This is a genomic window from Corynebacterium sp. HMSC06C06 (assembly GCF_001807295.1).
Lineage (GTDB): Bacteria > Actinomycetota > Actinomycetes > Mycobacteriales > Mycobacteriaceae > Corynebacterium > Corynebacterium striatum.
Map to the genome: position 1 here is coordinate 1 of NZ_KV788462.1, position 954 is coordinate 954.

A 954-nucleotide genomic window follows, 5' to 3' on the forward strand; every position below is an offset into this window, starting at 1 on the left:
CTAGAAGTGGTGCAACGACGGTCTGAACCCAAGACGCGGTACAAAATGAAGAAAGAACCGCCTGAAATCAGGCGGTTCCTGTCTGCTCCTCCAACTGGGCTCGAACCAGTGACCCTTCGATTAACAGTCGAATGCTCTGCCAACTGAGCTATGGAGGAATAATGTGTGCGGAAAGCTGTTGGAAGTGCTCTCTGCGACGTGAAGTAACTATATCTACCTTTGTAGGTTGTTACAAATCGCCAGCTCGTGCCGGGTTTTGGCTCGGAGGTGTCGGTACAATTTCAAGGCTTGAAAAGGGGCGAATTTCAGTTGCTTTAACGCTAAAACCGGTAAAGTGTTGCCGTGGTCGAGTTGGGTTCCTAACCTACCTACGTGCAGTTTTGAAACCGAGTCCCTTGTGGAAGAAGCGGCTAACAGGAAGAACTTAGCACTTTTTATGCGTCTTGTTTTGCCTTAGGGAGAAGACGAGGTGACGAGCGCGCGGAACTGTTAGGTGCTTTGTGCCACTGGGTTATTTTGTTATTTCGGTTGAAACAATGCCTTAAGACGAGGGGATTCAATTCTGAGTTTTTATAACGGGCAGGCAGTTTAAGGGGCGTTTGTGGGTGTCTTAAGCCGTGCATGTATTCTATTAGCGCACCGTCGGGTGTAAATAGGGGGCTATAGCTCAGTCGGTTAGAGCCGCGGACTCATAATCCGCTGGTCCCGGGTTCGAGCCCCGGTGGCCCCACTCTTAGGCATTCTCATCACAAAGTGCCAGCGCACAGGGTGAACCTTTGTTATTTGAAGAAGCCTTGCTTCTTCTCTCTCGGAGGTTCTCCCAAAGTCTCGCTCTCTTGGTTTGCTGGTTACTACTCTGGGCGCTGCTGCACTACTCGTAGGTTGCAGTGGGGAGGCTCCGATTCTCAACCTACGTGAGCGATGCTCCTATGTTGTGTCAAGCTGATTTGAGAA

General features: G+C 50.3%; 2 tRNA genes. One reads left to right on the plus strand and one right to left on the minus strand.

Annotated elements, in window-relative coordinates:
• Positions 1 to 85: 85 nt before the first annotated feature.
• Positions 86 to 158: transfer RNA gene (locus HMPREF3153_RS01065), tRNA-Asn, on the minus strand.
• 498 nt (positions 159 to 656) lie between these two features.
• Between HMPREF3153_RS01065 and HMPREF3153_RS01070 the strand changes: the two genes are divergently transcribed.
• A tRNA-Ile gene (locus HMPREF3153_RS01070) sits at positions 657 to 730 on the plus strand.
• The last annotated feature ends 224 nt before the right edge of the window (positions 731 to 954 follow it).